This is a genomic window from Leptospiraceae bacterium (assembly GCA_015075105.1).
In the GTDB taxonomy this organism is placed as follows: domain Bacteria; phylum Spirochaetota; class Leptospiria; order Leptospirales; family Leptospiraceae; genus JABWCC01.
This window is the reverse complement of sequence record JABTUZ010000001.1, coordinates 1305584-1331775: the sequence shown is the minus strand read 5'-3', so window position 1 is coordinate 1331775 and position 26192 is coordinate 1305584. Positions and strand designations below refer to the sequence as shown.

The window sequence follows — 26192 nt, the reverse complement described above, 5'->3', positions numbered from 1 at the left end:
ATAATATAAGGGTCTACATGAAAGAAAAAAAAATACCATTAAGAAATGAAGTAAAAGAAAAGGATAAGTGGGATCTTTCCACATTGTACAAATCAGAATCGGAATGGGAAAAAGATTATGAACTATTAAAAAAAGAGATTGATGAGTATTCTAAATTTAGGGGGAATTTATCTAAATCAATTGATTTTTTAATTTCTGCAATAGAGTTTGATCTATCGTTTTCGAGGCGTTTTGAAAAATTATATACTTACGCTCACTTGAAAAGTGATGAAGACAAGACGAATAGCAAGTATTTTTCTTTAGTGGAAAAATCTATGATACTCCATACGAAAGCGTCCTCTGAATCAAGTTTTTTGAATCCGGAAATCCAATCTCTACCGGAAGACAGAAAGTTCGAGCTAATGAAAAATTCTAAGTACGAGAAATATAAGTTTTACTTTGAAGAGCTATTTCGTTACAAGCCCCATACGAGGTCTATTGAAGTAGAAGAAATTTTAGCCATGGGAGGAGATGCGATAGGCGCTGCCTCAGATATTTTTAGTCAATTAGACAACGCAGACTTGAATTTTGGGATTATTGAAAATGAGAAAGGAGAAAAAATAGAGCTAAGCCACGGAAATTTTAATTCTTGCTTACAAAGCAGAGACAGAAGCTTTAGGAAGAGAGCTTTTGAAAAATACTACTCGGTGTATGACGCACACAAACACACTATAGCTACTTCTTTTTCGTCTTCTGTAAAAAAAGACAAGTTTTATGCAAACGTGAGAAATTTTAATTCTTGCAGAGAAGCGAGTTTATTTGCAAACAATGTAAATCCAAAAGTATATGATAGTTTAATTTCTGCAGTTACTTCTAATATAGACCCACTTGTGAAGTATCTAAACTTTAGGAAAAAAGTTTTAGGCTTAGACGATCTTCATTTTTATGATACATATCTGCCTTTAGTCAGCTCTGTAAATTTTACAATGAGCTATGAAGAAGGAGTACAAACTTGTTGTGAAGCTTTGGAGATTCTTGGAGAGGAGTATGTTTCCACTTTAAGAAAAGGATTACTCGAAGGCTGGGTGGACAGGTATGAAAATAGAGGGAAAAGAAGCGGGGCGTATTCTTCTGGTTGTTATGACTCTTACCCTTATATACTTTTAAACTACGACGAAAATAATATCAACTCTCTTTTTACTCTGATCCACGAGGCGGGGCATTCTATGCACACCCACTATTCCAAAACCCAACCGTATATGTACAGCTCGTATTCTATATTTGTAGCAGAGGTTGCCTCTACATTCAACGAAGTTTTACTTAGTAATTATTTATTACAAAAATTCAAAAATGATAATTCCATGACCTCGTATATTTTAAACAGGCAAATCGACGATATACGGGGAACTATGATCCGTCAAACTATGTTTGCGGAATTTGAAGACGTTATGCATAAATTTGCAGATAGAGATGAGCCAATTTCCTTAGAGCTTATTCGGTCTGAATACAGAACACTTTTAAGCAAGTACTTTAAGAATGGAATCGTGATAGACGACCTCTTGGAATTAGAAGCGCTTAGGATACCTCATTTCTATTCTGCGTTCTATGTTTACCAATACGCTACCGGAATTTCTGCGGCAATATCACTCGCTAAAAAAGTATTGAGTGGCGACAAAAATTCTAAATCTGATTACTTGAAGTTCCTTAGTTTGGGAGGGTCTGTTTATCCGGTAGATGGGTTAAAAATTGCAGGGGTGGACATGACACAACCGGAACCGGTGAATAACGCAGTAAATTATTTTGGTGAATTAGTGGATAAGTTTATTTCAAATTTTTCTTTTTCCGGTAAAAGTTAGAATTATATTTATTTACAATTATTTCGTAAAATAAAAATAAGTAGCATGCAAACAATTCGATTAAAAAAACTACCAATATATATTTTTGTAATCAGCCTGATTTTCCCTTCTATTCTTTTGGGTCAGGGAATATTTAAAAAACCTTCTTTCTCTTTTGAAAGAGTGGAAATCCAAGACATTACTTTGTCTGAGGTTATTTTAAAACTCCACACTACAGTGACCAATCCCTATCCTATAAGCATCCCGAATACAGATATAACGATTGGTATGCAAATAGAAGGAAAGAATTTCACTACTTTAAAAGGTAACCCCGGCTCTTTAACTGCAAATTCTACCCAGCCTCTACCTTTTAGTGTCAAGGTAAAATACGATGATTTACTTAGTATATACAAAGCCATTAAAGGAAAGTCTAAAGAAATTATTCTCGTAAAACTGAAAGGGAATTTAGACATACCCATTCCGGCACAGGTGAAAAAATATTTTCCTTTTGTGCCGATTCCTCCGAAAGTTTCATTTCCTTTTGAAGCAGAAAGAGAAATTCCAAGCGTACTGCCTTCTATTTCAATCGTCAATTTTAAAATTATAAAACCTTCCTTGAACGATATAAAGGTTTCAAACGCTACAACTCCGGATGCTGTAGTAAAAAAAGCAGCAGGTTTCCTAAATAATCTATTAGATTCCAAAAAGGGGAATATTACCTCTGCGGTAAAAGCCGGTCTGGAAGAAATCGAGGTAAATGTAAACACAGAGTTTGATATAGTTTTGAAAAATGAATCAAACGCAGTCCTCCAATTTGAAAATATGAAGTATGAACTCTTTCTTGGAAAAGAAAAATTTTTATCTGGAGATTCTGAGGCGATTAAAAATTCGGGGAAGGAATCAGTAATTACAGTAAAGACTACATTTCCGTTGAAAAGTCTTTCTCAATCTGTTGCCAATGCAGTAAAACTAAGAAGCACAGATTTCAGGCTCACTGGATCCTCCGGAATAAAAATTCCAGCTCTACCAAACGAAGGCGTGATGAGTTTTAAGTACGATAAATCAGGAAAATTTAGCTGGTAAACCCCAGCTAAATTTAGCCTACACCTATTCAAAAAAATCGTTAAATTTTCCGAGATTGGTTTTTAGTTTTTCGAAAGATTCTTTGGAAGAGTTTAATTCATTTCCTTTTAGAGATTTGATGTCTTCTAATAATAAGGCAATGTATTTATGCAGCTCTTCGTGGCTTTTGCCCTTCATTGTGCAAGAGGCAAAAATAGAGTCTATACTTGCAGTAGAAATTTTTGCAAACTCATTATAATCTTGAACTGTAAGTTTTCCTTTCTTCTTGTCCTCAAACTTTTTTAAGTCTTCTGTCAATTTAGCAAAACCAGATTTTGTGGGTGAGTCTGACTGCCATTTTTTCCCGTTATCCAATTCGGGATACCCTGCTTTTGCGTGGTGGTGCTCGCTTGATTCGTGGTGGTGCTCACAATTTCCAAAATAGAAAATTATGGAAATTACTAACAAAAAAGATTTTAACATACTAACTCCTATTGAATTTTGTTTTATTTGTTAGACGTTTTTAATTTTATTTATGTAAAGTTTTTTTTGTAAATTCAGTGTATAGAAATTTTAATGGATAGATTTGTATGAAATCGAAAATAGGGAGAAGTCATTATGCAACAAGAAAAAATCCTTTGCACTTTTCCTAAGTTTTATTTCTTTGGAAATGAAGAATTGTGTTTTTAGAAGAATATCGTAAGCTAAAACTTTAATCATAACTCAAAATATTTTTTTTAATATGAAGCATTTACAAATTGCAATAAGTTTATTACTCCCTTGGGTAGCGATGTATTTACGGTGGATTTTGGGGCAGCAAATTGCTCCTTACACTTGGGTCGTACTTTTTCCTGCTGTTCTTACAAGTACTTACTTGGGTGGATACCGGGTTGGAATTATAAATACTTTTGTGTGTGCGTTTGGTGCGATATATTTTTTCATCCCTCCGGAGTTTTCATTTTCCGTAAAGCCAAGTTCTTACTTTTCTATTTTTATATTTATCATTTTTAGTCTTACCTCTACTTATATTTTTTATAAATGGGAAAGAAGGCTGAAGTTTTACTTACAAATTATAGAAAGCATGACAGATGCGGTTTATCTTATAAAAAAAGATACGGGGAAAATAGTTTATACAAACTCCGTATTGGATCGTATTTTTGGTTATAAAAAAAAGGAAGTAATAGGAAAATACGAGAGTTTACTCAAGCCCAAAGAAATCAGTCAAGAATTAGAAGCCAAAAAAGAAGAATTGCAAAAGCAGTTTGGTTTGAACTCTAAGATAGAATTGAGTTTGAAAAAGGATGGAAGCCTTTTTTGGACAAAAAGTCGCACTACGAATTTTCGACACGTTGATTTTGAAGAAGTGTCTTTAGTAATTTTAGAAGATATATCTAAAGAAGTTATTTCTATTTCAGAAAATACAATTTTAGAGAAAAGGTCTCAGGCTATGCTTGAAGCTATTCCGGATCTTGTGTTTCGGCTCAATTCTCAAGGGGTATTTTTAGATTATAAGGCAGACGAAAAAGAGTTGTTTCATCAAGCCAATTCTATTATCGGAAAATCTTTTCAAGACACTATGCCTCAAAATATAGTCACTTTAGTAGATAAGGTGATGAAAAAAGTTTTTTCTACTCAGTCTCTTGAAACTTTTGAGTATGAATTGGACATACCAAAATTAGGAGTTCAACAGTATGAGGCAAGAATTATTCCTGTGGCTTTAGACGAGGTGATTGTAATTGTCAGAAATGTAACCGATAAACACAAAATAGCAAAAACTTTATCTGAAAGCGAAAAGAAATATCGTTTATTAGCAGAAAATTCTACTGATGTAATCTGGGTTTTAAATTTAACAGAGAATAGGTTTACGTATATCAGTCCGTCTATTTTTTCTCTTAGAGGTCTAACTCCAGAAGAAGCTATGAATGAATCACTTGAAGACTCACTTTCACCTGAATCCGTTAAGAAAGTGAAGGATAGTGTATCTAAAAGACTCCCAATATTTTTGGCATATCCCAATGACCCAATAATCAGTTATGACGAGTTGCAACAATACAAAAAAAATGGAGAGTTGATCTGGATCGAAACCGCAACCCGTTATCAATTTAACGAAAATAAGGAAGTTGAAGTTCTCGGAATTACTCGCAATATTGAAAAGCGAAAGCAAATCGAGAATGAGCTTAGGGAAGCAAAAAAAATAGCGGAGAAATCCAATCGGTTAAAAAGCGAATTTTTGGCAAATATGAGCCACGAAATACGAACACCACTCAATGGGATTTTGGGTCTTGTGTATTTACTTCAAGATACTCAAATGTCAAAAGAACAAAAAGACTATCTATCTCGAATCACAAATGCGTCATCTCTACTTATTGAAATTTTAAACAATATATTAGACTTTTCCAAGATCGAGGCTGGGTACCAAACTCTTGAGGAAGGAGAGTTTAAGCTTGAAGAAGTTATTTCTTATATGAATGGAATATTTTCTCCAAAAGCAAAAAGTAAAGGAATCCATTTTTTTATTTCTGTAGAAAACGGTGTTCCCAATTTTTTGTATGGAGATAAACTTCACATAAACCAAATACTTCAAAATTTAGTCAGCAACTCTTTAAAATTCACGGAGAAGGGAGAAATACAGGTTCAATTTTCCGTAAAAGAATTTATGGAGAATGATTTTGTATTGTCCGTGATTGTCCGAGATACCGGAATTGGAATACCGGAATCATTCTTGCCTACTTTGTTTAACTCTTTTGCACAAGCCGATGAGTCCAATGCGAGGAAATACGGTGGAACGGGTCTTGGTCTTGCGATTTGCAAAAAACTCGTTCATTTAATGGGAGGAGAAATTGAAGTACAAAGCGTAGTAGGTGAAGGAACTACTTTCCGATTTACTGTTCGACTAAAAAAAATAAAAAGTATTTCGCCTGAAAATAAAATTTCAAATTCTGATAATGCAACTGAGCTTTCAGAAAGTTCAAATGAAATTGAATTATTGAAAAAGACAAGGATTCTACTCGCAGAGGACAACGACCTTAACCAGCTAATCGCAAAAAAAGTATTTCAGAAACTGGGCTTGAATTTAGAAATTGCAGAAAATGGTTTAAAGGCTGTAGAGCTTATTTCTAAAAATAATTACGATGCAGTACTTATGGATGTGCAGATGCCTATTATGGATGGAATAGAAGCTACAAAAAGGATTCGTCTTGACAAAAAAAACCAAAACTTGCCAATCATTGCAGTATCGGCGGCAGCCATGGCTGAAGACAGGGAAAAGAGTATTTCTGCAGGGATGAACGATCATATTGCAAAACCATTCGAGCCTGTAATTCTTATAAATACCTTGCAAAAATGGATATTTGGGAATAAGTCTTGAGTTTTTTGTAAGTAAATAATATGAAAAAAATAATTGACAACCACACACACACACACACAGTGGAAAAAAATAAATAAAGGATATTAAAAATGCAAAAAAAAATTACATCACTAATCATTTTAACGGTTTTCGGTATTTTACTGAATAACTGCTCTACCAAAAAGGAAGAAGACAATTCTGCTCTTCTATTATTGCTACTTGCAAATTCAAGAAGTAGTACTTCTACGAGTTCTACTAATTCTTGCAGTTCAGCAAGCTCCCTATCTTACGCTACTTCTAGCTCAGGTTCAGTTTCAAGTAGTAGCTATCAATACTATAAATACACTGCAAGTACAAGTGGGACTTACTATGTTACATTGACTGCATCTACCGGCGATCCAGACCTGTATATGAATGTTGACTCCACAACTTGCCCTACAAAAACCAATTATACTTATTCATCAAGTAATGCTGGCTCCGAGAATAGATCAGTTTATTTATATTCTGGCGAAACAGTAAATATTGGTGTATATGGATTTAGTTCCTCATCATATTCAATAAGTATCTCCAGATAATTGAAAAATTTCCTAGTTAAACAGCAAAATACTGTTTAACTCAAAATTTTTTAAACCCATTCTAAAAAGTATGGGTTTTTTTGTATTCAAGATTAGGGGAGTTTTAGAGTTTTTCATTCAATAAAGATAGGTTTTTATTTGTTGATTCAGGGAGTGAATTTAAAATCATTACAAGCATGGGTAATGTTTTCATAGCTGGAATCAAGGTGAATACCTTTGATTTTCCAAGCTCAGCTTCTGTTTTTCCATCAAGTCTTGTAGAGACAGACTCTACAATAAAAAATCTAAAAAATATACTATACCCTATGTCGGAGGGTTACCCGATTCTACTTGTAGGGGATGCAGGTGTAGGTAAGAATGCTCTTATTTATCATATAAACTATAAAAGAAACCACCCAACCTACAGGTTTAGTTTTAACGAGGACACCTTACCAGAAGACCTAATCGGCTCTTACCGTTTACTTATGGACGGTAGCGGTTTTGAGTGGATTAGCGGCCCCCTAACTACCTCGATTGTAACGGGCGCTTCTTTTGTGGCGGACGAGATGAATTTAGCATCACCCGACGTAATCAAAAGATTTTCTACTGTGTATGAAAATTCTTATCTCGACCTAATCGAAGGAGACAACTCTCGTAAACTTGCAAAAGAAGGGTTTAACTTTATAGGCACTCAAAATCCGGCAGAAGGTTTCGAGGGAAGAAAATCTTTACCTTTTGATATAATAAAAAATTTTGCAGTTGTGTATATCGACCCTTACTCCCCTGATGAGATTCTTTATATTTTAAAAAAATTGTACCCTGCTTTACACGAATCGGTTATAAAAGCTTGTATTCGAATCACTTTGGAAACAGAGAAAAAAATCCAGTTGGGAAATCTCGGTAAGGGAGACTTAGAAAAATACCATTTTAATATACGGTCTTTAAAAAAAATCTGCAACAGGTTAACATTCTTTGATTACAAAGAAAAATTTGTAATGTACAGGGAGTTGACAAATATATTCTCTGAGCCATTCAGAAAAAGCGAAGATAGGGAAGATGTGGAGTCTCTAATCAAAAAAGAATTAGACTTACAAGAAAGTGTTTCTTGCCCTGCCGTAAAGTTTGATTACAAAAATTCTACACTTTACTGCAATGATAAAAAGCTAAAGGTCAACGATGAAATAAAAGTCAAAAATCTATTATCAAAGATTCCGATGACAGAAAAAGTTGGTATCTTTTTGGAAAAGGCAATTACAGCACTTGCCATGAAAGAAAATCTTCTAATCGAGTTTAGCGAAGAAAAAGACCCGAGTTTTCTTTTGAATTTTCTTTCCAATATTTGCGGGGATTCAAATGAAACTGTAAATTTGTGCAAGGGAATCCATACAAGCGACATACTCGGAGCCTTGAAGCCGATAGATACAGGAAAAGTGGATTGGATAGATGGTCCTCTATCTAAGGGAATCAGAAATGACTCTACTATTTTGATTACAGGTCTGGAAGCTGCGGGAGCCGAGTTAGTAGAAAAATTGAATATGCTTACAGATGATGCAAGATCTATAACCCTCCCACCTGAGAGTGGTGAGTCTAAACCTCTTTCTTTAAAAGAAAATTCTAGAATTATCGCATTAAAACTTTTTAGAAAAACAAAATCTACCCCTACAATTTCCAGAGCTTTTAGAAATCGGTTTACGAGTGTTTTATTTCCTGATTTAGAAGATCGGGATACTTTGACAGAGATACTAGGGTTTTATTTACCAGATTCTTCTCTAGTGTCTGTCTTGGTAAATTTTCATCTAAAAATAAAAGACCTATCCTCAAAAAGAGTGATCGGATCTGCAAATATTCAAGCCTATATTTTTGGGTTGAACAATCTTTTTCGATGGAAGGATTTAATCCTATTTAGTGGGGAATCAGACGATTTAAAAGAAGTAATCCTTAGAGGGGGAAAAATTTCTTATATAAATCAAATTTCAGACCCTAAAGAAAGAAACGATACGGAAAGAATTTTGGAGTCTATTCTTTCAAGCGGCAATTTACCCGATGACCTCAAAGAAAAACTTGAGGATAAAAAAAAAACTTTTACGATTCAGTCTGAAATAGAAAAAACAAAGTGGTGGGATCCAAGCCTTCACAAAAGAGATGCAAATACCGGAAAAGCTGAACTGAAAAATTCAGGTAGCCCTCTAAAAAAGGGAATAGAAATCAACACTCCTGAAACAGGTGGAAACACAAAAGAGGGACCTGACGCATGGTATGGAAAAGACACTCGCGGAAACATGGGTCAAGGGGAGCCAGCGGGTGGAGGTGGAGCATGGGGATATAGAACTGAAGAGTTGTATAAAAATTTCTTAGCGAAAAGAAAAATCCTTTGGTCTTACACTATTTTAGTTTCGCTTTCTGAATTCAAAAGCGTTTTCGGGAAGGCTTTGGAAGAAACAGAATTGAATCTTGAAAAATTATTTGATCCTGAAATTGATATTTCTCGTTCTTATCAAACTCAAGGCAGAAGAATAGACGCAAGGAAATATATTTCATTTAAAAATGGAAGAGGAGACTCTAAGGTTTTTGATAAAACAATTATTGATAAAAGTGATGAAAGACTAAAAGGAGTAGAAGTAGTATTCTTCGTGAGTAAGGCAAGAAGAATTTTTAATTTTGAGTATTCCATAGCCACACTTTCTGCCATGCTTACAAGCTCGTATATTTTAAACGAGCACGAGGTTGATTTTTCTATTTACGCTTATTCGGATCGGTTGAATAGAAAAGAAACAATCGACCTCATTCGTTTGAAAAGTTTTGAAGATGTCTATGACGAAAAAAAGGAAGAAGAAATTTTTAATTCACTTTGTGTTGACTGGCAGGGAGACTCTGTAGAAGAGTATAGGATCATCGAAAATTGTGATAGATTTTTTTCAACTGATGCACAGACTAAAATCATTGTGTTTATTTCTGATTTCAGAGGGCAGAGAGGGAAAATGTATCTCGAAGACGAAATAAACAGCAGAGAGTCCAAAAAATTAATAGAAGAAGTTTTAAAAAATACGAATAAGTCTTATATTTTTCTGGGAGTAGGGATTGGAAACCGCTATATAGCAGAAAATATTTTTCCTCATTCTATTCAAGTCACCTCAGAAAATTTTCAAAGTATGCCGAATTTAATTGGAACAGAGCTATCAAAGTTGATACTGACCTACCACTCTATACGGAACTAATGAAACCTAAGAAAACTGAAGAGAAAACTAAAAACTTTGAGGCAGCCATAAACAAAAAGGCAAGGTTCAATTTTGAGCTTTTGAGCTTTGTGGAGACAGGAATCGTGCTGAATGGTTCTGAGGTCAAATCTCTCCGCGAAAAAAAAGCTAATCTTACCGATGCTTTTGCAACAATTAAAAATGGTGAAGTGTTCCTACAAAATTTTCATATCACACCCTATTTTAATAGAGGGTATTCTGAACAGCCAGAAGTTCGTCCAAGAAAATTACTCTTAAAAAGAAATGAAATATTAAAATTAGAAAAACAAATTAAAGAAAAAGGGCTTACTCTTGTCGCTACGAAATGCTATTTTAAAAATAATAAATTTGCTAAAATAGAGTTAGCAATTGCAAAGCCTAAAAAGAACTACGATAAAAGAGAAACTCTTATGAAAAAGGATGCCAAGTTGGAAGTAGAAAGAGCACTAAAGGCGAGAAATCGAAATTGAAAAGACTCCCACTTGTATCTATTGTAGGCCGTCAAAACGTTGGTAAATCTACACTATTCAATTCTATCTTAAAAAAAAACATAGCGATCACATACAATTTTCCGGGTGTGACTCGAGATGTTTTAAGATTTCATGTAAAAAAAGAAGACCCTAAGTTAGAATTTATTTTATGCGATACACCGGGGCTTGACATTGAAAACACAAATGATCTAACCTCTTCGATCATAGAAATCAGCTTTAAGCAATTAGTAGAATCGGATCTTATTATTTTTGTAATGGACAAAAATGAAATTACAAGCTATGACCACAAACTGATTAGCCTCTTAAAAAGGGACAAAAGACTTCATAACAAAAATATCATTTATTGTATAAATAAATCGGACTCCCCTGAAGAAGATTATGATTTAGATGAATTTTACAGGTATGGGCTTAGTGAGGTAATCCCAATATCTGCACTCGGCAGGAGAAATATTAAACTTCTTTTAGAAAAGCTTTCTTTTTACTTAAAGGACATAAAATATTCCGAAGATGAGAAAATTGATTTCAGAATTAGCTTTGTCGGAAAACCGAACTCTGGAAAGTCGAGCCTCTTGAATGCAATTGTAGGAGAAAGCGTTTCTGTTGTGAGCGATATTCCCGGAACTACTCGAGATCCGGTAAACACTATAATTCAATTCAACGGTCAAGCAATAGAAATCCTCGACACTGCCGGAATCCGCAAATCCAGTAAGAGTGCAGAAAAGTTAGAATTTTACTCATATCAAAGAACATTGAAAACAATGGAGTCATCCGATATTGTAGTGCATCTAATCGACGCAGAAAAGGGAGTCGGAGAATTTGATAAAAAGATTTTTTCCTATATACGAAGAGCAGGAAAGGCGATGGTTTTGGCAATCAATAAGTGGGATTTGATTCCCGAGAAGTCCAACAATACTTTAAAAGACTACAAGGACAAGATGCTTTCCAGATTTCCTGCATTAAAAGATACACCAATTCTAAGTATAAGCGCAAAAACCAAGCAAAGAATCCACAAACTTCTAATTGAATGCGTTAGACTCCATTCTAAAACAACTTTGAAAATCTCAACATCAAAACTAAACGAAACGATTCAGAAAATTTTTCATAGCGGAAAAATTGAAGCTATGTCCAAAAAGAAACCGAGATTGTATTACTCTACTCAAGTTTCTTCGTCTCCTTTTAAGCTACTGTTTTTTGTAAACGACGAATCCCTGTTTCAGGAGAATTTAATTTCTTATTTAAGAAATCAAATTTCAAAAGAATTTGGATTGTCTGGAATTTTTGTGGAAATTGAACTAAGAGTAGATAAGGATAAAAGGAGAAAAGAAAAAAAATGATCGTCCTGATTTTGATTTTTTCTTTCCTTTTAGGCTCACTTCCATTTGGGTACTGGATCGTAAAATGGAATACAGGACAAGACATTCGGGAATTGGGCAGCAAAAACCCAGGAGCTACAAATGAAGGAAGAGTTTTGGGGAGGAAATTCGGTGTTTTGATTTTAGTTTTAGATGCGATGAAAGGTGCTCTTCCACCTTTTCTTGTAGCGCAATTTTACCAAAGCGAAAACCTAATCCAAATTCAATTGCTGTGTGGGACTCTTTCTATTTTAGGTCATATATTCAGCCCTTTTCTTTTGTTTAGGGGCGGCAAGGGGGTTGCCACTGCATTTGGTTTTTTTTTATTTATGGCTACAATCCCGTGTCTTATTACGACTCTTATTTTTGTTTTGGGATATAAATTATCCGGGTTTGTTTCTGTAGGCTCTGTGATAGGTTCGATCACTTTACCTATAACATACTTCTTATTGAATCGAATTCATATTCTTGAAATGAAGTTGGACGAAATCTCTATTCTTTCAACGATGGTCTTTGCCTCTATTTTTATTTTGATTCGTCATATTCCAAATCTCAAAAGATTATTGACTGGACAGGAATTAAAAGCTATAGAATAAAATATGCTGGAATCCTTTGATACAGAGTCAGCCCTAACTATAGATGAAAAAATTTATGTATTGGATGAGTTTATAAAAGAGCACCCTCAATCGGGAATTCAGGATTTGTATAGATGGTTGTATTCGGGGGAGTTTGGACAAATTGATTTGAGTGGAATTTTAAAGGGAGAGTCTAATATACCGCAATTACAAAAAATCCTTGATGATATTAAATCGGAAGCAATATCGGAAGATTTGATCAAAAGAGTTTGGGATCCGGTTGGCTTTTCCATGAGGTTTGTAACAGTCTATGTTACAGAATACTACAATAGAGAGTGCCCCCTGAAAAGATTAGTCAACTTAATTGAAAGAGCGCCTGCGTTTCAAGGGAGTCGGATGCAATTCAAATTAGATTGGAGTTTTTTAAAAGACTATTTGACTAAGACCGTGAAAAAATTCGATAAGCAAGACTTTTATAACTTTGAAGATAAGATAGGATTTTATCAATTGCCGGAAATAAATTTTTCGGATGTGTATTTATCGAACTATCCTACTAAATACAGAGTTGTTCCGAGAAAGTTATTTTTAGGGTATTTCCCTGAGTTTGACGATAAACACGATTTGAAAGTATCCAAATCCAAATCCTTATTGGGTGAAATGTAGTTTACAAATTATCCGGTTATTATTGAATACTAAAAGAGGTTAGAGATGCTAAATGAAATAAATGCTTCACTGAAAAACAATGTTGCGAGCCACCAGTTTTCTCAGTCTCAATTTACAATTTCCAAAATGCCCGACAGACTTCATCCTCTTTCCAATATGCAAAATGAAGTCACAGCCCCAAAATCTTTGGCAGAAGTTGGAGTGAACACGGACGGAGAGGTGCTTAGAAGAGGTTACCTCATAGACATGAATGCCTAAGTTGCGTTACTGAGTAGTCCCCTTTTTAAAAATAAAATTTCTTTTCTCAAAGAATCGGACAATAGCTTTTTCTTTTTTTCAGGGTCTAACTCTTTTTCGTGTCTAAGTAAATAGATTTCAGTTTTTCTAATCATTTCTTTTAAGTAGGGGAGATCGTTAAGTTTTAATTTTAATTCATTCAAAAATTCACTATCGTCGAGCTGCAAATTTTCTAAATTTTCGATTAAGTTTTTAAATTCATTTAGCTCATTTATAAATGTATTTTTGGAAATATGAATTTTGTCTTTTTGCACAGATTTTGATTCTTTCCAGGGTGGTAAATTTTTCCAGGGGAAATTATGAATGCCGTAATTGTATAATAATTTCTCGGCTTCTTTCGTGCTAACAGAAACTGTATTTTCGATATTGGAGCCATTCTCGTTTATATTGTAAACTGGAAAGTCAACTGTTTTAGACGATTCTTCAAACCAGTGCTTGTACAAGTCTAAAACATAGTCTGTCAAAACCTCTCCACCTACACAGGATTGTGTCTTGTAAGTAGTTCTTTTTCTAATAATAGACTCGTTTATATATTCTAAACTTTTTTTTCTAGAAACTAAGGTAAGCCATTTTTCATTGTGGTGAGTACCTGTAGAGTGGATTTCTCTACCGGTGTATGCGAGGTCTTGACCGATTAAAAAAATTGGAGAGAACCCCATGATTCGAAGTGCATCGAATGCGGTAGTGGCTACACTTCCACCACTTTGCACGTCTCCAAATTTCCCAAGCAATTTTTCTGATGTGTCTCCACCTGCAGTTGTTTCACGAATCGGTTTTCCTGAAGCATCAACTTGGAATTTGGAAGTCACACTATGGACAATAGAAATAGAATTCAAATTTCTTAACAAGGGAGGAGAGGCTACAAGGTCAGCAAAGATCGGGATAGTTTTTAAGTCTTCTCCTAAAAAGTGAAAAAATGAGTGGGTTTGCGCGTCTAATGTCATAACTCCGTCTGGAATTATATCGAATTTGTTTAATACTTTAAGCGAGGTGTCGCAGGAGAATAGAAAAACTTTTTCTCTTACACTTTTTATAAAGTCTATATTTTTTCTTAAACTGGGTCCGGCAGAAACAAGGAGTGCCGGAATATTGGAAAATGATTTTTCTAATTCTTGAAATTTGTATCTAGGAATTTTAGAGTCATAAAAATTGCATATATTTACGATGCTATTTTTCACCCAGATTCTCTCAAATTCAAACTTAGTAAGAAGGTCACTCATCTTAGAAGAAAATATATTTTTGATTTTTTCTTCTACAGTATCATAAAAATTTTTATTGAGTTGTATGCTGGACTGATTTTTTAAAACAACTACACCGGATAGTTTTTCGATTGGTAATGAATCCAAATAATTCCAGAGTAAACTCACCATTTTTTCTCCAAAGAAAATATGCCTTCCGGGAACCTCGGCTACCCGAATTAGAAATTTATCCCAAAGTAAAGAAAATAACTCTTCACTTTCCTCGATGATTAGAACAATTTGCCCCTCTCTTAATCCATTATTTATTTCATCCATTGTATGGGGATTTCCACTCCCCAAAATCACAACTACAGAATTGTCTGAGATTTTTTTTTCGTTGATTAATCTTTTTGCTTGAGTGAGAGGAGAAACACTGCTTGCTAAAATTTGATTTTTATAGGAAACGAAGTATTCCCCTTTTTTACTCGCTTCTTGAATAGAAAAAGCATTATGAGTTTCAGAAGGCTTTTCACTAAAATAAAATTTTAGATAGGGCTTCTTTCGGAAAATTTCTTCAAATTGGTTTAGGGACATAATTCTCTTGATTCAAATATCACTCTTTTCTATCTTGGTTAATAGGATCAAGAAAAATGTATTTAAAGAGTTTGAATATTGTTGGATTTAAAACCTTTGCAGATGAGACAGAAATCTTATTTGACCCCGGGTTTACTGCTGTAGTTGGACCAAATGGTTGTGGAAAGTCGAATATTGTGGATGCGATCAAATGGGTTTTGGGCGAAAAGAACGCAAAAGGATTGCGTGGTGAAAAAATGGATGATGTGATTTTTCATGGTACAGAAACACGAAATCCTGCGGGTTTTTCTGAGGTAACTGTAAGTTTTGACAATTCAAAAAAGACATTTGCAATCGAATTTCCGGTTTTAAAAATCACGAGAAGACTCTACCCCGATGGAAATAACGAATACTATATCAATGACTCAAGAGCAATACGAAAAGATGTAGAAAAAATTTTAATGGATACAGGGGTCGGTAAATCTTCCTATTCTGTAATGGAGCAGGGAAGGGTTGATTCAATTTTAAATGCAAAGCCAGAAGACAGACGACTCATTTTTGACGAGGCTGCAGGTATTTCTAGATTCAAATTGGAAAGAACTGAAACTATTAAAAAACTCAGCGACACAAATCAGAATTTACTAAGAATCTCCGATGTTTTGAAATCTATGGAATCGGATTTGGAATTAAAGGAAAAGCAATCCGAAAAAGCAAAGGAGTATTTTTCTCTTAAAACAGATCTTACGAACACTGATAAGAATTTGAGATATTTAAAATTGCGGACTATGAAGGAGAAATTGAGAAAGGCAGAGGAGGAGTTAACTCTTACAAAAAAGAAAAATAGTGAAATTTTAGAAAAAATTTCAAGAGAGTCCAATCAATTGGAGCTTTTTGAAGAACAACGATTCTCTTTAGAAAAAAAAATCATAGACATCGATAAAAAATTATCTGAATATTTATCACGAAAAGAAATTCACAAAGAAAAAATTGAAAAAAATTTGAGTATCATAAAAGAATTTGAGGAAAGAGAAAAGGAATTAGATTCTGAAATTCAAAAATCCAAGATACAATCTGATTCAAACCAAAGAGAGCTTCTTGAATTAGAAGAAAAACTCAAAGAGCTTCATCTCGAAGTTTCTGATTATGAAAACAAGTTAAAAGAATTCAAAACTAAAAAAATAGAATTAGAAAAAGCAATAGAAAATAATTTAGAAGAGCACAAAAAATGTGAAGAAAAGATTCGGCACAATGAAAAAGAGCTTTCACTTCTTAGGGAAAATTTAAAAGAAGTTACAATTTCTATGATTGGACAGATTGAAGAAAAAAAAAGAATCGCAACCCGGATTTCTTCTGAAAGAAATGAATTGAAAAATTTTTTAATTCAGTCAATGGATCAAATTATACAAGAAATCCAAGATAGTTTAAATATACTGCATAGCGGGAATATTCAAGGTTTAGAAGTAAGTCTTGCAAATCTGAAACTCGTAGAATACAATTCAAAACTTACTGAGTTTATTCGTATAGAAGACTCATTTTTTTCTGTACTATTCGAAAACGAAGGAATTTTTTCAGATAAGGAAAAAATAGATCAAAGAATAGAAGACATTATGCTTGAAAATGAAAATTTTTCTAGAACTAAGAATGAAGTTTTTCAAGAAATTGAAAAGTACAGGATTCACTTAGAAAAAGAAAAAGATTCTATTGTGAGCGTAGAAAAACTTATTTTAGAAACCAAGGCAAAAATATCAGAAAAGCTAATCATACAAAATAGTATTGATAAAAAACAATTAGAAGTGGCCTCCAAGATTTTGGAATTAGAGGGTAGCAAAGACCAGCTAAAAATAAAAAAAAGTCACTATTCTAAAGAATTAAAAGAATTAGAAGAAAAGGTAGAAGAATCCACAACAGAGCTTATCGGTATTAGTAAAAATCTGGAAAAAGAAAAGCAAGACTTGCAAGGTTTATTTAACAGTATTCAAAGTTTGAAATTGTCTTCTCAGAAGGATCAGGAAGATTTCAAAAATTTGCTGCCTATACTTACAGATCAAGAAAGAAAAACTACAGGGGTGAGAGTGCAGATCGAATCTTTGTGTGAAGAATTATACAATGATTATTCTATTTCTGAAATGGAATTAGAAGAAGAAAAATCTCCACTAAAATTAGTTCAATCTTCTGAAGAAAATCGTTTAAGAACCCTAAAATCTGAGATTGGTTTACTCGGCTCGATCAATCCGCTTGCGATTGATGAATACAGAAATTTAAAAGAAATTTACGACCATAATAAATCACAAAAAGAAGATGTAGAAGAAAGTAAGAAAAAGATTGAGTCCATATTAAAAAATTTGGATAAAGAATCTGAAAAAGTATTTTTAGAGAATTTTGAAATCATTAAGGCAAACTTTCAAGAAACATTTTCTACGCTTTTTAATGGGGGAAGGGCAATTTTAGAGCTTACAGAGCCAAACGATCCATTGAATTCCGGAATTGAGATTATCGCAGAGCCTCCGGGAAAGCATGTACAAAACTTGAGATTGCTGTCCGGTGGAGAAAAATCTCTGACTGTGATTGCCTTGCTATTCGGTATATATATGTTAAAGCCATCTCCATTTTGTTTTCTGGATGAAATAGATGCAGCCTTAGACGAGATAAATAAGATTCGTTTTTGTCAAATATTGGATAAATTTAAAAATACCAGCCAGTTTATTGTAGTCACCCACGCTCCTCCTACTATTTCCAGAGCAAATACAGTATTTGGTGTGACAAATGAAGAGCCAGGAGTGTCTAAACTTGTATCCTTGAAGTTAGACGAAGCCCACTCCTTTTCAGGAAAATCTAAATTGGCAGTCTAATTAATAGTATGGAATATTCTTTTAACGAAAATGTATTTGACGAAGATGTATTAAAAATCGGGAATAGAATATTTCGATCTAGACTCTTTCTTGGAACAGGAAAATTTTCTTCATCCAAAGAAATGGAAAAGTCGATCTGTTCTTCTGAAACTGAAATAGTTACTGTAGCCCTTAGAAGGGTTGACTTAAGTAACCCAAGAGACGATATATTAACCCACATTGATAGAGGGAAGGTCTTGTTATTGCCAAACACAAGTGGTGCAAGAAATTCTGAAGAAGCAGTAAGGATCGCAAGATTGGCTAGATCCCTTGGCGCAGGGGATTGGGTAAAATTAGAAGTAACACCAGACCCTGTGTATTTGCTTCCGGACCCTATTGAGACTTTGAAGGCAGCAGAGATTTTAGCAAAAGAAGGGTTTTTTGTAATGCCCTATATTAACGCAGATCCAATTCTTTGCAAGCATCTCGAAGATGTAGGGTGTGTTTCTGTAATGCCTCTTGGTTCCCCGATTGGTTCTAACTCAGGTATTAAAACAAAGGTAAACTTAGAAATTATTATTTCAGAGTCTAAAGTTCCGGTAGTAGTAGATGCGGGGCTCGGGAAGCCATCACACGCAGCCGAAGCCATGGAAATGGGCGCAGACGCAGTTCTCGTAAATACTGCAATTGCCATAGCGAAGGATCCGGAAAAAATGAGCCATGCTTTTAAGTTGGCTACAATTGCAGGAAGAATTGCCTATCTAAGTAGAGGAGAAAAGTCTCACTCTTTTTTAAAGTATAAAGCAAACGCATCTAGTCCACTCACCGGATTTTTGGATGAGGAAAAAAGAGATGTTCACTGATATTCATGAAAAGATTTCTTTTTCCGATGCGATAAACAAAGCCCAGTCCAAAACTAAATCAGACACTATAGACTCTCTCGAAAAAGTTTCCAGAAAGATGAAGTTAAACTTTGAGGATTATCTATCCTTGGTGTCTCCCTCTGCGGATGATTTTCTTGAAGACATGGCTTATTACTCCAAGAAGATTACAGAAGATAGATTTGGAAAAACAATCCAATTTTTTATGCCTTTGTATCTATCTAATGAATGTAGGTCGTCTTGTATGTATTGTGGGTTTAGTTATGAAAATAAAATTCCCAGAGTTACACTTAGTTTGGAGGAAATTGAAAGAGAGGCAAAATTAATTTATAATAAAGGAATTCGGCATGTACTTATTTTAACAGGTGAAGATTACTCAAAGACTCCTGTTTCATTTTTATTCGAATCGATTCTCATACTGAAAAAATATTTCTCTTCCATATCTTTAGAAGTGTACCCTTTAAAGATAGAAGAGTATTCTAAATTAATTTCAGTCGGTGCAGACGGGCTAACACTTTATCAGGAGACCTACGATAAGGAGGTGTATGCAAAAGTGCATAAGAGGGGAGTAAAAAAAGATATGGGTTATAGATTGTCTGGCCCTGATCGAGGAGGGATCGCCGGATTTAGACGAATCGGAATTGGTGCACTTCTTGGATTATCCGATCCATTGGGAGAAATGTTTTTTTTAGGATTGCACGCTGAATACCTTATAAAAACCTATTGGAGAAGTCTCGTCCAAGTTTCCTTCCCCAGAATGAGACCTACTAAAAGTGAGTTTCAAATTAATAGGATTGTAAGCGATAGAGAATTTTTAAGATTTATTTTTGCGATTCGATTGTTTCAAAATGATTCTCCTATTGCACTATCCACTCGTGAAAGAGCAGAACTTAGGGACAAACTTTTCGGACTCGGAATAACTACAATATCTGCGGGGTCAAAAACTGAACCGGGTGGATATTCCGGTAGTGATGCTTTGGAACAGTTCAGTATCGAGGACAAGAGAGAAATGGAGGAAGTAGTGGAGAAAATTCGATTATTGGGGATTGACCCGGTTTTAAAAGACTTTGACCGGGCAATCTTGGGTTAGTTTATTTCTTTTTAGAATCGGCTTGCTTTTGAATACAAGCAGCGTAAGCATCACAGGAATCTTTTGAATCATTGTAGCAAGCAATAACTTCTCTTGATTTCTTTTTACAAGTATTCATACAACCGGCTCTGAACTTTTTGTCTTCATCGGGTTTTAGTTTACGTTTGTGCATTTGTTCTGTGCATTCTATAAACTTGTTGCAAGCAGGCTCGCAGCCCTTGTCGATGGAAAAAATTGGTGAAGATAGAAAACTGATTGTGAAAATCAATAATATTAACTTAGTCATATTATCTCCTAATTTGCAAAAATATTTTCAAATTCAACCTAAATATTAAAAATCTTTTAGATCGAAGTCCATCTAACTTTTCGCATAAGAAATAGCGACACAGGGATTCGAACCCCGGACCTGTGGATTATGATTCCATTGCTCTAACCAGCTGAGCTATGTCGCCTTCTAATATAGCTAGTTTTTTTTAAATTCTTTTAGTGTCAAAAACTTTTTAAATAGAATTTGAGTTCGTTTGATTTAAGAAAAAATACACTCCCTCACTATTGGAGTTTTATTGATTTCAAAAGTGAGGAAGGGGAAATATTCTTTATGAGCTTGCCTAAAAATTGATTTTCACGATTTATAAGAAAACTTTTTGCTCTAAAATATTTCTTAAAAAACAAACAACATTTCTGAATAAGTAGGCAATGGCCAAAATTGAGAATCAGAATTCGATTCTAATTTATCTGCGATCTCTCTTACTTCGTTCATGGCAGGAATCACCTTGTCTCTGAAATGAATTGCGTGTTTTAATATATCGTCTTCTTCTACTTTGAGGATTTTTTCCAATTCATCCAATTTTAGTTTTAGATTTCCTGTACTTTCGGCAATTACTTTTAAGTAATCCAACTGAGGCTTTAAGGTTGATTCACTTACAAAGTCTTTTGTATCATCAATACTTTTTGCGATCTCTCCTTGGTATTTTATACAAGCCGGAAGGATTAATCTTCTTCCTATGTCTAAAGTAGAATTCCCTTCTTGATTTATTGTCTTATTGTAATGCTCTAAGATAATATGGAAACGGCTTTCTGTTTCTCTCGGAGAAAGTACTTTGTATTTATCAAATAGTGCAATATTTTCTTTTTTGATTAGTGAAGGCATCGCATCTACAAGTGTTTTGAAATTTGGAAGCCCTCTTTTCTCTGCTTCTATTTTCCATTGACTTGAATAATTATCTCCATTGAAAATAATTTTTTTGTGTTTTTTAATTATACCCGTGAGTAATTTTTGAACTGCTTTTTCAAGAGTCGTGCCTGACTGAATGTCTTTTTCGAGTATTGAAGCGATTTCATCCAAAGATTCTGCTACGATTGTATTTAAAGTAAAATTGGGCGCACCAAGTGATAGTGAAGATGGAACAGCACGGAATTCAAATTTATTTCCAGTAAATGCAAAAGGAGAAGTTCTATTTCTATCCGTTGTGTCTTTAGGAAGAGGTGGGAGAGTTGTGACCCCAATCTCCATCTGACTGTTTGCAATGGAAGTTGTTGCTTCACCTGATTCCAATTGGTTGATGATATCAGTGAGCTGATCCCCCAAGAAAATAGAAATAATCGCCGGAGGAGCTTCGTTTGCACCCAACCTGTGGTCGTTGCCTGGATTTGAAATAGAAACTCTTAGCAAATCACCGTGCTTGTCCACTGCTTGAATTATCGCTGCAAGAAAAACAAGGAACTGTGCATTTTTATGCGGGTTGTTTCCCGGCTCTAAAAGATTTTGTCCGTCGTTAGATCCCATTGACCAGTTGTTGTGTTTCCCAGAACCATTGACTCCCCGAAAAGGCTTTTCGTGAAATAGACAAACCAGCCCATGTTTGGAGGCAATTTTTTTCATTGTATCCATAACAAGTTGGTTGTGGTCTAAAGATACGTTAGTTGTAGTGAATACAGGTGCTAATTCGTATTGAGCCGGCGCTACCTCATTATGCCTTGTTTTTGCATGAACACCCATCTGCCATAACTCGCCTTCGATTTCTTTCATAAACTCAAGAATTCTTGGCTTCACCGAGCCGAAGTAGTGGTCTTCTAATTCCTGTCCTTTGGGCGGCTTTGCACCAAAAAGAGTTCTTCCTGTGGCAATTAAATCCGGTCTTAGATTGTAAAAATTTTTATCTATTAGAAAATATTCCTGCTCTGCACCTACAGTCGGTATCACTCTGGTTGCAGTTGTATTTCCAAAAATCCTAAGCACTCTTAAAGCGTGCTCACTCAAGATATCCATTGATCTTAACAAAGGGGTCTTCATATCCAATGCTTCACCTGTATAAGAGCAAAACGCGGTTGGGATACAAAGAGTGTCGTCTTTTAAAAATGCGGGAGAGGTCGCATCCCATGCAGTGTAACCCCGTGCTTCAAAAGTAGCCCGTATCCCACCGGAAGGAAAAGAAGACGCATCAGGCTCCCCCTTGATTAACTCCTTTCCACTGAACTCCATAATGATTTTACCATTTGAAGAAGGAGATAGGAAGGAGTCGTGTTTTTCTGCTGTAAGCCCTGTTAAAGGATGGAACCAATGTGTAAAGTGTGTCGCACCATTTTCTAAGGCCCAGTCCTTCATCGCATTTGCCACAATATCTGCAATAGATGGCTCTAAGGGCTTACCGTCTTCAATGGTCTTTTTCAAAGACTTATATACATTTCTTGGGAGTTTTTCCTGCATAACGCTATCGCTAAATACTTTCACCCCGAATAATTCTGTAACCGGGGTCTTTTTGAAGTTAAAACCACAATCCATCGGTGTAGTTTTTGTAATCCTAAAAATAGCTTCTTGTCTGACTGTTATTTGATTCATATCTAATCCTTTGCTTTAAATACTAACAAATCGCTCAAATTTTAAGCAAAATGCTTTCTTAAGTAAGAAGTCATTTTGATAAATTCAGAGAATTTATTCTTTACTATTCTTACTGCAAGATTTGTGCCAAATGTATTAAAGTCTGGGTGAATTTGCGGCCGGGTTGTTTGTAAGAAATTCATCTACAATTTTTTGTTTTTTGTCTAATTTGGACAAATGAGTATCAATAATTTTCTCAAAATCTAATTTTCCATGTGAAATATCAAATCTTTCTGATTCTATCGTACCTAAATCGAGATCAATAGGTACTTTGTCTGCTTTATCCGCATAGTCTTTTGCTTTTTTCCAATAATCTTTGGATTCTTTGTAGAAAGAATTTGCAATCTCAAACGATTTTTTTAAATCATAAGCATAATCTAAATTGTAAAAATACAAATGCCTCTTGTCATAGAGAGAGCCGATTCTCATAAGAGATCGCATAATTTGTAAGTTTATGTGCATGAATACCAGTAGTCTGTATTTATAGTAAGCGTTTTCGTCTTTTATTTCACAAAGTGCATTTTTTGGATTTCTAAATCTTTTTTTTAATCCGATTTTTAAAAAATAAATATCTCTTCTTAGCTCATTTTCCCCATAATGGAGTTTCAACCCATATAACTCATAAAAATCTTCTAAAAATTTAGGCTCCCATTTATGGAGTTTATAGGGAATCCAATCTGAAAATTTAGTGTGAGTACCATTTTTTTCATATTCATAGTTATAATCTAAGTCAACCTCGGACTTCAAAGAGCTTGATAATAATACAATTCCAAGTAGTAAAATTAGCTTGGTTCTCACATATTTCTTATCGGCTGATTTGGTCCTGTCTTGTATTAGCTTTTGGTAATTTGTAGCGTATTTCTGATTTCTTGCCCAAGTTTCATTTAAGTGGGATCTCCATCTTTTTAGCAAAGTGCATGCTTTATACCAATTGTGAACCTTTCACGCAAAAATGTGGGATCTCCAAATCGGAGGACTGAAGACTGAAATCCGAGGACTGAAATAGAGGAGCTAGGATTTTTAAATAGTCTTCCTGAAAAAGGAAAGAGCTTGAAATAAAAGGCTTTTTCATGAAAATTGAGCGTATTAAAATTGCCATGTTTTAGAAATTACTTTAAAAGCTGGCAAATAATGAAATCACAAAATCCTCACAAAATACCGTAATGAGATCCAATTATTTCAATCTCGACTGGATCAAATTCTCGATCCCCGACATCCATTATTCAAGCTTTCATTGTCTATCGATTGGAAATCTTTTGAAATAGAATTTGGCTGCCGAGTAGAAAATAAAGGAAGACCTGGACTACCAAATTCTGGCTTGTGGTCTGTAATGCCTTCATTATCTGAAATTTACATACAATGTTTTTCGGATGAAAGGGTCGTAGAACAGTTTATTGAAAATCCTTACTGGCAATTTTTTGTGGTTATGAATTTTTTGGCATAGATTACCCTGTGGAACCGACATCTCAACCAAATGGAGAAATAGGTCGGAGCAGATGGAGTCGAAAAACTTTTAAAAAGAAACAATTTCTTTGGCAAAAAGGGCAGACATCATAACCGAGAATGTGAATTTAAAAATTAATGTTGATACGTTAGTTCAAGAAAAGCAATAGCGTTTACTGACTGACGCACGGTTGTATCATAAAGCAAGAGTTACTCTGGTAAGAGAAGCCCAAAAAGAGAAGTATTAAATTGCAGGCAGTCCTATGAGCGGGTAATCAATAAGCTTCTTTAATCAAACAAGGACGTTATTCACATGCGAGTCAACCTAAACGATCTCGAAAAGAAACGAAAAACTATTGATTTTACTGGGTAGAGTGACACGTGATATTCGTCGTAAAGCAGGCAATCCGGATTTAGGATTTGAAGCTTTAATAAAGAGCCAGAAAAAGTAATCCAACAAAACGAGATGCAACAAAACCAAATCTATAGTTTTCATGCACCGGAAGTTGAATGTATCGTAAAGGGAAGGCATATAAAAATATGAATTCGGCTGTAAAGTGAGCATAGTTTTAACAAGTAGCCAAATAACTGGATTGTTGGAGCTGAAGCGTTACACGACAACCCGTATGACGCATACATACATTAAAAACCTGAGCAATTGATCAGGCAGAAAAGTTATCCTCCGAAAAAGAGCGATTGAAGTTTTCCTTTCGATCAGAACGGTTACAAAGAATCAAGAATCATCCAGAGGATATAATTGTAAATCTTTCAAACAAAAGTAGAAAAAATGACCATCACACAGAAAAAAAGAATGAATCGTAGAAATGCAATTGAACCGATTATTTCACATATAAAGTTTGATCATAGGATGGACAGAAATTTTCTGAAAGGTGTGAAGGGAGATAAAATCAATGCGTTGCTTGCTGGTGCAGGCTTTTAATTTAAGAAAGATCCTTCGGCTTTCTTTTGTTTCCAAATTTTGTATTTGAAAAAATTGAAATTCTTGGCAATAATTCTACCCAAAATGCTATATTTTCAATATGAAAAACGCCACATTTGATTTTTTCAGGGAGGACTAATTACATTTATCTTGTAGATAATTACATTTATCTTGTAGATAGAGGTTTTGAGCTTTAGTAGAGTTTTTGAGATTTCGCTTTTAGTGCAGATTTTACACTTTTCGTGCGAAAATGTGGGAACTCCACTCTTTTAAGTAAAGTGCATGTTTTATACCAATTGTTCACCTTTCACGCAAAAATGTGGGAACTCCATCGTTTTCGGGGATAAAAAAAGATTTCGCATTTAGTGCAGATTTGGGACTTTTTCTGTAAAAGCCAAAAAAATTTTCTAAAAAATGCAAAAATTTTTTTTCTAAAGCAAACTTTTTTTACCTTATAAAGAAGAGCAGAAAATTTTACTTTAAGGAGAAATTTATGAACCCAGAAAAATATGTAGAAACACAATCGAGCTTGCTTGTTCCAGCAAAATACATGGACGAGTTTAATAGAAGAACGACAGGTTTTTCGAGACGAAAATATTTGCACGCATTGTTGAACAGATACAGAAATGTGATTCTTTGGGGAACTTTTGAGAAAATGGATAGAGTAAAGAAAGCGTATCAAGAAGTCGGACAAAATTTGCAGAAGAAGAATTTTACCCCTGAATAACGAGGACTGGATTGAGCTTGGCATTCTTGCAGACTGGCTTGGCACCACAAAGACCGCTCTTTTTACTCTTCTGTTAGTGCTTGACCTTGCCGAATGGGACATAATTCTCCCCAGCAGGTTCTTCGAGAATGGAGTTCCCACCCCGGTAACCACGATTGCGGGGGGAGCCTACCTCTCCAAGAGAAAAACAACCCGCTACAACAGACTAAAACGACACAAACCCGATGGATAAACAAAAAAACAAAAGTAAAAACAAAAAAAACAACA

General features: G+C 34.7%; 19 protein-coding genes, 1 tRNA gene and 1 pseudogene. 15 read left to right on the top strand and 6 right to left on the bottom strand.

Annotation, left to right across the window (positions count from 1 at the left end):
• Positions 1–17: 17 nt before the first annotated feature.
• Both pepF and HS129_06480 read left to right on the top strand, forming a co-directional pair.
• A complete protein-coding gene (gene pepF, locus HS129_06485) occupies positions 18–1835 on the top strand; it encodes an oligoendopeptidase F (GenBank protein MBE7411697.1) in 1818 nt (605 codons plus the stop codon).
• 45 nt (positions 1836–1880) lie between these two features.
• On the top strand, positions 1881–2897 hold the full coding sequence (locus tag HS129_06480) for an LEA type 2 family protein (protein MBE7411696.1): 1017 nt from the start codon (positions 1881–1883) through the stop codon (positions 2895–2897).
• Positions 2898–2921: 24 nt separating this feature from the next.
• On the opposite strand, the gene HS129_06475 is transcribed toward HS129_06480, so the two are convergent.
• Positions 2922–3359: a hypothetical protein gene (locus tag HS129_06475; GenBank protein ID MBE7411695.1), complete on the bottom strand. Its 438-nt coding sequence runs from the start codon at positions 3357–3359 to the stop codon at positions 2922–2924.
• A 259-nt stretch (positions 3360–3618) separates the two neighbouring features.
• On the opposite strand from HS129_06475, the gene HS129_06470 reads away from it, so the two are divergent.
• The 7 genes from HS129_06470 to HS129_06440 all read left to right on the top strand — a co-directional run bounded on the left by HS129_06470 (position 3619) and on the right by HS129_06440 (position 13348).
• A complete protein-coding gene (locus tag HS129_06470; GenBank protein ID MBE7411694.1) occupies positions 3619–6243 on the top strand; it encodes a PAS domain S-box protein in 2625 nt (874 codons plus the stop codon).
• A 730-nt stretch (positions 6244–6973) separates the two neighbouring features.
• Positions 6974–9991, top strand: coding sequence for an AAA family ATPase (locus HS129_06465; protein MBE7411693.1), 3018 nt, complete (start codon positions 6974–6976; stop codon positions 9989–9991).
• Positions 9991–10479 (top strand): SsrA-binding protein SmpB, encoded by a 489-nt coding sequence (gene smpB / locus HS129_06460; protein MBE7411692.1) that lies wholly within the window; start codon positions 9991–9993, stop codon positions 10477–10479. The genes HS129_06465 and smpB overlap by 1 nt, the downstream gene beginning before the upstream one ends.
• Entirely contained in the window at positions 10476–11834 is a 1359-nt protein-coding gene (gene der, locus HS129_06455) for a ribosome biogenesis GTPase Der (GenBank protein ID MBE7411691.1), read from the top strand. The genes smpB and der overlap by 4 nt, the downstream gene beginning before the upstream one ends.
• Positions 11831–12448, top strand: coding sequence for a glycerol-3-phosphate 1-O-acyltransferase PlsY (gene plsY / locus HS129_06450; protein MBE7411690.1), 618 nt, complete (start codon positions 11831–11833; stop codon positions 12446–12448). Before der ends, plsY begins: the two co-directional genes overlap by 4 nt.
• Positions 12449–12451: 3 nt before the next feature.
• The gene (locus tag HS129_06445; protein MBE7411689.1) at positions 12452–13090 is read left to right on the top strand and encodes a hypothetical protein; all 639 of its coding nucleotides are present in this window, start codon (positions 12452–12454) and stop codon (positions 13088–13090) included.
• A 45-nt stretch (positions 13091–13135) separates the two neighbouring features.
• Positions 13136–13348, top strand: coding sequence for a hypothetical protein (locus HS129_06440; protein MBE7411688.1), 213 nt, complete (start codon positions 13136–13138; stop codon positions 13346–13348).
• Here the strand turns inward: HS129_06440 and HS129_06435 are convergent.
• Positions 13345–15159 (bottom strand): motility associated factor glycosyltransferase family protein, encoded by a 1815-nt coding sequence (locus tag HS129_06435; GenBank protein ID MBE7411687.1) that lies wholly within the window; start codon positions 15157–15159, stop codon positions 13345–13347. The genes HS129_06440 and HS129_06435 overlap by 4 nt on opposite strands.
• Positions 15160–15215: 56 nt before the next feature.
• Here HS129_06435 and HS129_06430 point away from each other — a divergent pair, with 56 nt between their 5' ends.
• Genes HS129_06430 through thiH form a run of 3 tightly spaced genes read left to right on the top strand, consistent with a single transcriptional unit; the run spans position 15216 to position 19937 of the window.
• Positions 15216–17987 carry an AAA family ATPase gene (locus HS129_06430; GenBank protein ID MBE7411686.1) on the top strand — a complete coding sequence of 924 codons (2772 nt, stop codon included), beginning with the start codon at positions 15216–15218 and terminating at the stop codon, positions 17985–17987.
• An 8-nt stretch (positions 17988–17995) separates the two neighbouring features.
• The gene (locus tag HS129_06425) at positions 17996–18829 is read left to right on the top strand and encodes a thiazole synthase (protein ID MBE7411685.1); all 834 of its coding nucleotides are present in this window, start codon (positions 17996–17998) and stop codon (positions 18827–18829) included.
• Positions 18819–19937, top strand: coding sequence for a 2-iminoacetate synthase ThiH (gene thiH, locus HS129_06420; protein MBE7411684.1), 1119 nt, complete (start codon positions 18819–18821; stop codon positions 19935–19937). Before HS129_06425 ends, thiH begins: the two co-directional genes overlap by 11 nt.
• Before the next feature lies 1 nt (position 19938).
• Here thiH and HS129_06415 read toward each other — a convergent pair whose 3' ends face one another.
• The 4 genes from HS129_06415 to HS129_06400 all read right to left on the bottom strand — a co-directional run bounded on the left by HS129_06415 (position 19939) and on the right by HS129_06400 (position 23613).
• Positions 19939–20223, bottom strand: coding sequence for a Cys-rich protein (locus HS129_06415; GenBank protein ID MBE7411683.1), 285 nt, complete (start codon positions 20221–20223; stop codon positions 19939–19941).
• Between the two features lie 92 nt (positions 20224–20315).
• Positions 20316–20389: transfer RNA gene (locus HS129_06410), tRNA-Met, on the bottom strand.
• Between the two features lie 209 nt (positions 20390–20598).
• Complete coding sequence (locus tag HS129_06405; GenBank protein ID MBE7411682.1) at positions 20599–22776, bottom strand: glutamine synthetase III; 2178 nt, start codon at positions 22774–22776, stop codon at positions 20599–20601.
• Positions 22777–22911: 135 nt separating this feature from the next.
• Positions 22912–23613, bottom strand: coding sequence for a hypothetical protein (locus HS129_06400; protein MBE7411681.1), 702 nt, complete (start codon positions 23611–23613; stop codon positions 22912–22914).
• 346 nt (positions 23614–23959) lie between these two features.
• Here HS129_06400 and HS129_06395 point away from each other — a divergent pair.
• The 3 genes and pseudogenes from HS129_06395 to HS129_06385 all read left to right on the top strand — a co-directional run bounded on the left by HS129_06395 (position 23960) and on the right by HS129_06385 (position 26157).
• Positions 23960–25198: pseudogene (locus HS129_06395) on the top strand (IS5 family transposase).
• Between the two features lie 493 nt (positions 25199–25691).
• Positions 25692–25925 (top strand): DUF1564 family protein, encoded by a 234-nt coding sequence (locus HS129_06390; GenBank protein MBE7411680.1) that lies wholly within the window; start codon positions 25692–25694, stop codon positions 25923–25925.
• Positions 25926–26001: 76 nt separating this feature from the next.
• Positions 26002–26157 (top strand): hypothetical protein, encoded by a 156-nt coding sequence (locus HS129_06385; protein ID MBE7411679.1) that lies wholly within the window; start codon positions 26002–26004, stop codon positions 26155–26157.
• The last annotated feature ends 35 nt before the right edge of the window (positions 26158–26192 follow it).